The organism is Pontibacterium sp., from assembly GCF_041587635.1.
Taxonomy (GTDB): domain Bacteria; phylum Pseudomonadota; class Gammaproteobacteria; order Pseudomonadales; family Balneatricaceae; genus Pontibacterium.
Window position 1 is genome coordinate 1 of record NZ_JBFGYC010000232.1, and the last position, 5,937, is coordinate 5,937.

Below are 5,937 nucleotides of genomic sequence, written 5' to 3' on the forward strand. Positions count from 1 at the left end.
AGGTACTGACCGCTGCCACAACACTGAGTGTGGTCCAGGTTTCTGCATCGGGGTGCGCGGGGTTAATCAGGCTGCGACCCGCGAGCCACAGTGTCATTGGCAGAGGGAGTGCCGTCACGACCGATAACACCATCGTTTGTACACTGTGGTGAAAGCGATCATGAATCACATTACCAATCTGCTGTCCCCACTGTTCCCGATGCTGGCGATGATAATGGCTAAGCCAGCTGAAGCCCAACACCGCGAACAACAGCAGTAACGCCCGTAAAAAAGTGGAATCATCGGCTTTTAATAGCGGTTGAGGCTGTTCTGCATTCCAGTGCTTGATCAGCTGTCCGGCAGAGATGAACAGTTCTTTTGGCCAATCCAGATTGATGGGATTGGAGACCGGATTCCACAGTAGCTGCTTGGTCAGCAGATCGCTGTTACTTTCAATATGTTGATTGATCTGCTTTTCGGTACTCAGGATTTGATTAAGAATACCGATCAGCTGTTTATGCGCATCGGTCAGTCGGATTATGAGTCGCTCTCGGTCATTCAGTAGATCTCGATACAGGGAGTGTTCCTTGTCGTTGAGATCCGCAGCAATGGATGTTGGGGGTTGACCTTGCAGGCTGGTGGTTTCTGTTTGCTTTTGTTCCAGCAGGGTATTTTCAAGTCGTAACAGGTTAATCGCGTTGGCGGTGAGCCGTGTATCCACGGGTTCCCGATTACGGAAGATAAAGCGCCGCTGTTCGGGACTGACGTGGCTGACTTCCAGTTCCAACTGCTGCGCGATCGAGCGGAATGTATTGCTGAGCGTGCTCAAACGCTGTTGTATCAGCAGACGTTTAGTATCGGCTTGTTCGATCTGGCTGAGCAGGCCGCGCAGTTCAGTTGAGAGTTGCTGGTTTTCGCTGTAGGCATTGGCGAGAAACGGATTAATCTGAATATCCGACAGGTCATTTTCCAGCTCTTGCAGTGTTTTTTCGGCTTCGCTGCGCTGGCGCTCCTGTTTGTATTCACGCAGCTGATCCAGCAAGGCTGATTGCTGAGCGTGCTCGTTCTTGAGTTGTTGCCATGTTAAACGGGCAATTTCTGCCCGGCGCGGTAATACCAGCAGTTCCAGTTCCAGAACCTGTACCCGTAATCGTCGCTCGGCAAAACTAGCGCTTTGAAGCTGTTGGCGCAGGTCACTGTTTTCGCCGCTGGTACTGCTATCTGCGACATCCAGTTTCAGGCTGGTAAGTTCTTCACGGATACTCTGCTGTCGTTGTTCTGCCTGGGTTTCTGCCTGACGTTGCAAAGCCTGGTCACGTTCGACTTCAAGTAAGCGGGTGTTGATCGATGTGAGTTTTTGATCCAGTTGCTCGTCGCTCAGGCGTTCGGGGTGGCTGAGTGTTACTTCCTTCAGACCTTTATCAAGCACGGTTTCCAGCGCTTTGATCGTTGCAGGCTGGTGGTCGATCTCCTGTTGTAGATCGCGTATCTGCTGATGCAGTTGCTGCTGACTTTGCAGGGCTGCCAGTGTTTTCTGAAGCAGCTGGCGACGGTTACGATCGGTTACCGTATCGGTATCGCTCTCTGCGAACTGCTCAATTTGTTGTTGCAGCTGTTCGATATCTTCCTGCGTATCGGCACGGGCCACCGAGGTCAGTGAAAACAGTGTGATCAGGGTAAAAAACAGTGCCAGTAACTGGACAGAAAACCGTGGCATCGGTGGTCCTCAAAGCTAGGTGGTAAGGCTGTCATTAACTATATGCAGAAAGTCCGCAAAGGGACATATCAGATCTGCGCAGCATCGTCCCTGTGACTCGGAGAACGCAAAAAAACTCCCCCCCGTCAGAAATTCATGCTCTGATAGTTCGATACAGCTCTAATCAGCAGATCGGTTCTGCAACGGGAAGTAACAGGTAACATGAAGACTCAGCATAACGGCGTTCGGCTCAGCATTCACGGTTTGGTACAAGGTGTGGGGTTTCGTCCGTTTGTCTGGCGTCTGGCGCAGCAGCTGAAGTTAAACGGCTGCGTGTATAACGATGCCAGTGGTGTCAAAGTTGAGCTGTTAGCCGATGCGCAGCAGCGGGCGCTGTTTATTGACAGGTTGTATGCTGAACTGCCGCCGTTGGCCCGAATTGATGGTGTGGATAGCAGATCGGCGGACCTGCCGGACTTCTGTGGTTTTGAGATTGTAGAAACCCAGCAGGGGGCAGTGAGCACAGGCTGCGCTCCTGATGCTGCCACTTGTTCCCAGTGCCGTCAGGAACTGTTTGATCCCGGCAATCGTCGTTTCAGATATCCTTTTATCAACTGCACACACTGTGGACCCCGCCTGAGCATTATCCGTCAGATCCCCTATGACCGGGCGTCAACAACGATGGCCCAGTTTGAACAGTGTCCTCAGTGCCTGGTGGAATACCAAAATCCTGCAGATCGGCGTTTTCATGCACAGCCCAATGCGTGCGTTACCTGCGGACCGCAGGCATGGCTGGAGGATCAGTCGGGTGCTCAGATAGAGACGGATGATCCGTTTCATATGCTGGCCCGGGCGCTGAACGATGGCAAAATCGTTGCGATTAAGGGGCTGGGCGGTTTTCACCTGGCATGTGATGCAACCAACCCAGTCGCGGTGACAGAGTTACGTCGGCGTAAACATCGCCCTGATAAAGCCTTTGCCCTGATGGGACGTGATCTTGAGGTGATAGGGCAGTATGCGGCGGTGGACGATACTGCAGCTGAATTGCTTCAGAGTTGTGAGGCGCCTGTTGTGCTGATGGATGCGGTTACAACTAACCTCTCACGTCTGGCGGACACTGTTGCACCCGGTCAGTATCAATTGGGATTTATGCTGCCTTACACCCCGGTGCATCTGTTGTTGATGGAAACGCTGTCACAACCGTTGGTGATGACCAGCGGTAACCGAGCCGGTGCACCGCAGGCGATGAGCAATGAAGACGCGCGCGAGCAGCTCAATGAGATCGCTGATCTGTTTCTGATGCATGACCGCCCGATTCAAAACCGGGTGGACGACTCCGTGGTACGCCAAATCGACGACCACAGTCACTGCTTGCGCCGAGCAAGAGGTTACGCGCCGACCTCACTCGCGTTGCCTCCGGGCTTTGAATCCACGCCCGATCTGGTTGCCTTGGGGGCTGAGCTAAAAAACACCCTCTGTCTGCTGCAATCCGGTCGTGCCATTGTGACTCAGCATCTGGGAGACCTGGAAGATGCTCGAACCTATGAGCAATACCAGTACACCCTGAGCCTCTATCAAAACCTGTATCAACATCAAACTTCGCTCTATGCCTGCGATCTGCATCCGGAATATTTATCCAGCAAACTGGGGGAGCAGATTGAGGAGCAGGGCAATCATCTGATTAAAGTGCAGCATCATCACGCTCATCTGGCCGCCTGTCTGGGCGAAAATGGTTATCCGCTGGAGGGGGATGCGGTATTGGGCATCTGTCTCGACGGTACCGGTTTTGGGTTGGACGGTACACTGTGGGGAGGCGAGTTTCTACTCGGTGGTTATCAACGGATAGAGCGCGTGGCCCATCTCAGACCGTTTCCGTTAGTTGGCGGAGTGCAGGCGATTCGTGAACCTTGGCGATGTCTCTATGCACAAGTGAAACAGGCTCAGCCTGAAATAACACAAGATCAATTGGCGGCACTATTTCCTCTGCTGGTGGATAAACCCTGCGCAACGCTGGATAAAATGATCGAGAAAGGGCTTAACTGTCCAATCACCAGTTCTGCCGGACGTCTATTTGACGCAGTAGCAGCAGCACTGGGATGCCATGCTGAACGAATATCCTACGAAGGGCAGGCCGCCATCGAGCTGGAAACCTTGGCCCGACAGGGCAATCCCGATTCTCTCCCTTATTCGCTGATACTTGATCGGTCGGTGAATCAGATTGATCCCGCCTCTTTTTGGCAGCAGTTATTGAAGGATCTGAACGAAGGCACGCGCACCTGTGCAGATATGGCGTATGCTTTCCACAAAGGATTTGCCAATGCCGTGGTTGGGCAGGTTTTGAACCTGCGTGAACAGCACGCTTTTAGCGCCGTAGCGCTCAGCGGGGGCGTAATGCAAAACGGTTTATTGTTCAGTGACTTGCATCAGCAATTGACCGCAGCAGGACTTGAAGTGATGACCCATCAGAGACTACCGTCCAATGATGGCGGTATCGCCTTTGGTCAGGCATTAGTCGCTGCCGCACAACAGAGAACACAGGTGGGATAAGTTATGGTAATGTCCACATCTGGACGATGCCAATTGATAGGCAGCAGTCTTTATTTGTAAAAAAGTAAACAGGAGTATATATGGCAGGCTCTCCTAGAGGCCGGGGAAGAGGCGGATATAAGAACGCCAATCCGAAGCTAGTCGGTCGGGGAATTTTGGAAAGTGTGGCAACCACCGGACCTTTTAATGATTGGGTTGGAATGCCGCAATATTACATCCACATGCTGACGGTTGATGCTCAGGAATACAGTTATCAGTCACTTGATAAAACAGTGGAAATTGAGCTGGGTAAAAAAGTGACGTTCCGTTACAGAGAGACGGCTAAAGGCCAGATTGTTGATAAAAATTCTCTTGGGGTTGTGATTGACCCGAGTGAACTGATGTAAACGGAGTCAGCGTTTGCAGTAACCAACTCATTTACCGTTTGCCCGCCCGGGGAGGTAAGTGAGTTGGCTTTCAGATTGTTCTGATCGGTTTCATGGAAAGTTTCAATTGAGCGCTCGTCTTTTAATAGGGCGGTGCGTCTTCCGCATCGTGATGCAGTTCCCCAATGGTCTGTAAAAACAGCTCCTTCGCCCGGTTGGGTTGAGTGGACTTTTTGCTAATAACCGCAACCCCCAACAGAAACTGTTTGGTCTCCTTCGCAACCGCTTTGAGTTGCCCTTTCTCCACATAAGGCTTGGCGATCTCCTCCGGGAGGAAGCTGATAAAACAGCCCGACAGCAGCAGTGCAATGCGGGCTTCATAAAAGTATGACACGCCCCCAAGGTTCATCTGAGATAGCTGTTGATAGACCTCTTCGTGAGGCTTCAGGCCCGCATGAATCAGCTTATGCTGATTGACCATCTCATCTGTGATCTCGTTTTCGGGCACCTCGAATAAAGGATGTTCCTCGCCACAATAAACATAATGCACATCGGTAAACAGATGGATGTAGTTCAGCCCTTCTAAACGGCGATGATAGGGGATAATGGCCACATCGAGATGGTTGTTCAGCACCATCTTCTCCATGGCGGTCATATGCTCCACTTCAATCAGCAACTCCACATCAGGCGCCTGTCTGTGAAACTGTTGGAATATCTTTGGCAGCATGCAACGTTCATCAATACTGAGCCAGTCGCTAAATGCGATGCGAAGCTGCCCGGATGGACTGGTACTCAGGTTGTTGATGGTATTTCTGAACTGATCAAGCTGGCTTAACAATAGCGTGATCTGGTCGTAGATAACGGCACCTTCTTCCGTCAATGCAAAGCCGCCACGTCCCCGCTTGCACAGCTTCATATTGAGACGAGATTCCAGGTTGGCGATGTGATTGCTGATCGTGGGACGGCTGATATTGAGTTCTGTTTCTGCGGCGGAAAACCCCTCGCATTCCACCACTGTTTTAAAGACCTTTAACTGCTTAATTTCAAAATCGCCCAGTTGTCCTAGTGCTTTTGTTGCCATCTTCTAGACCTGTAAATACTGCTGTCAGAGTCAAAATTATAGGCACTTATGTTTGGAAATATATATCTAATACTGCCATTACGTAAAATTCGACGAACCTTTACGTCGAGAGCACAAGATTTAACCAGAAAGAGAGATTTGGGAAGGTAGGCGGACACAATCAAAGTCTTCCAATAGTTGATGTACCACAAGGGTGAGATATGTTTAAAAAGATAAAAAAGAAGCTCTCAACGTCTGCTTTAGCAATGACTCTGGGTCTAAGTACAGTC

Annotated in this window: 4 protein-coding genes; 2 read left to right on the plus strand and 2 right to left on the minus strand. The window is 51.0% G+C overall.

Annotated features, from left to right (window positions below; all coding sequences use genetic code 11):
• A partial coding sequence (locus ABYW01_RS12080) for a hypothetical protein (protein ID WP_372832981.1) occupies positions 1-1,696 on the minus strand: 1,696 nt, incomplete at its 3' end.
• 201 nt (positions 1,697-1,897) lie between these two features.
• On the opposite strand from ABYW01_RS12080, the gene hypF reads away from it, so the two are divergent.
• Both hypF and ABYW01_RS12090 read left to right on the plus strand, forming a co-directional pair.
• Entirely contained in the window at positions 1,898-4,222 is a 2,325-nt protein-coding gene (gene hypF, locus ABYW01_RS12085) for a carbamoyltransferase HypF (RefSeq protein WP_372832984.1), read from the plus strand.
• A gap of 80 nt (positions 4,223-4,302) precedes the next feature.
• The gene (locus tag ABYW01_RS12090) at positions 4,303-4,608 is read left to right on the plus strand and encodes a hypothetical protein (protein WP_193952901.1); all 306 of its coding nucleotides are present in this window, start codon (positions 4,303-4,305) and stop codon (positions 4,606-4,608) included.
• 121 nt (positions 4,609-4,729) lie between these two features.
• Here ABYW01_RS12090 and ABYW01_RS12095 read toward each other — a convergent pair whose 3' ends face one another.
• Positions 4,730-5,668, minus strand: a complete 939-nt coding sequence (locus ABYW01_RS12095; RefSeq protein ID WP_193952902.1) for a LysR family transcriptional regulator — start codon at positions 5,666-5,668, stop codon at positions 4,730-4,732.
• Positions 5,669-5,937 lie beyond the last annotated feature (269 nt).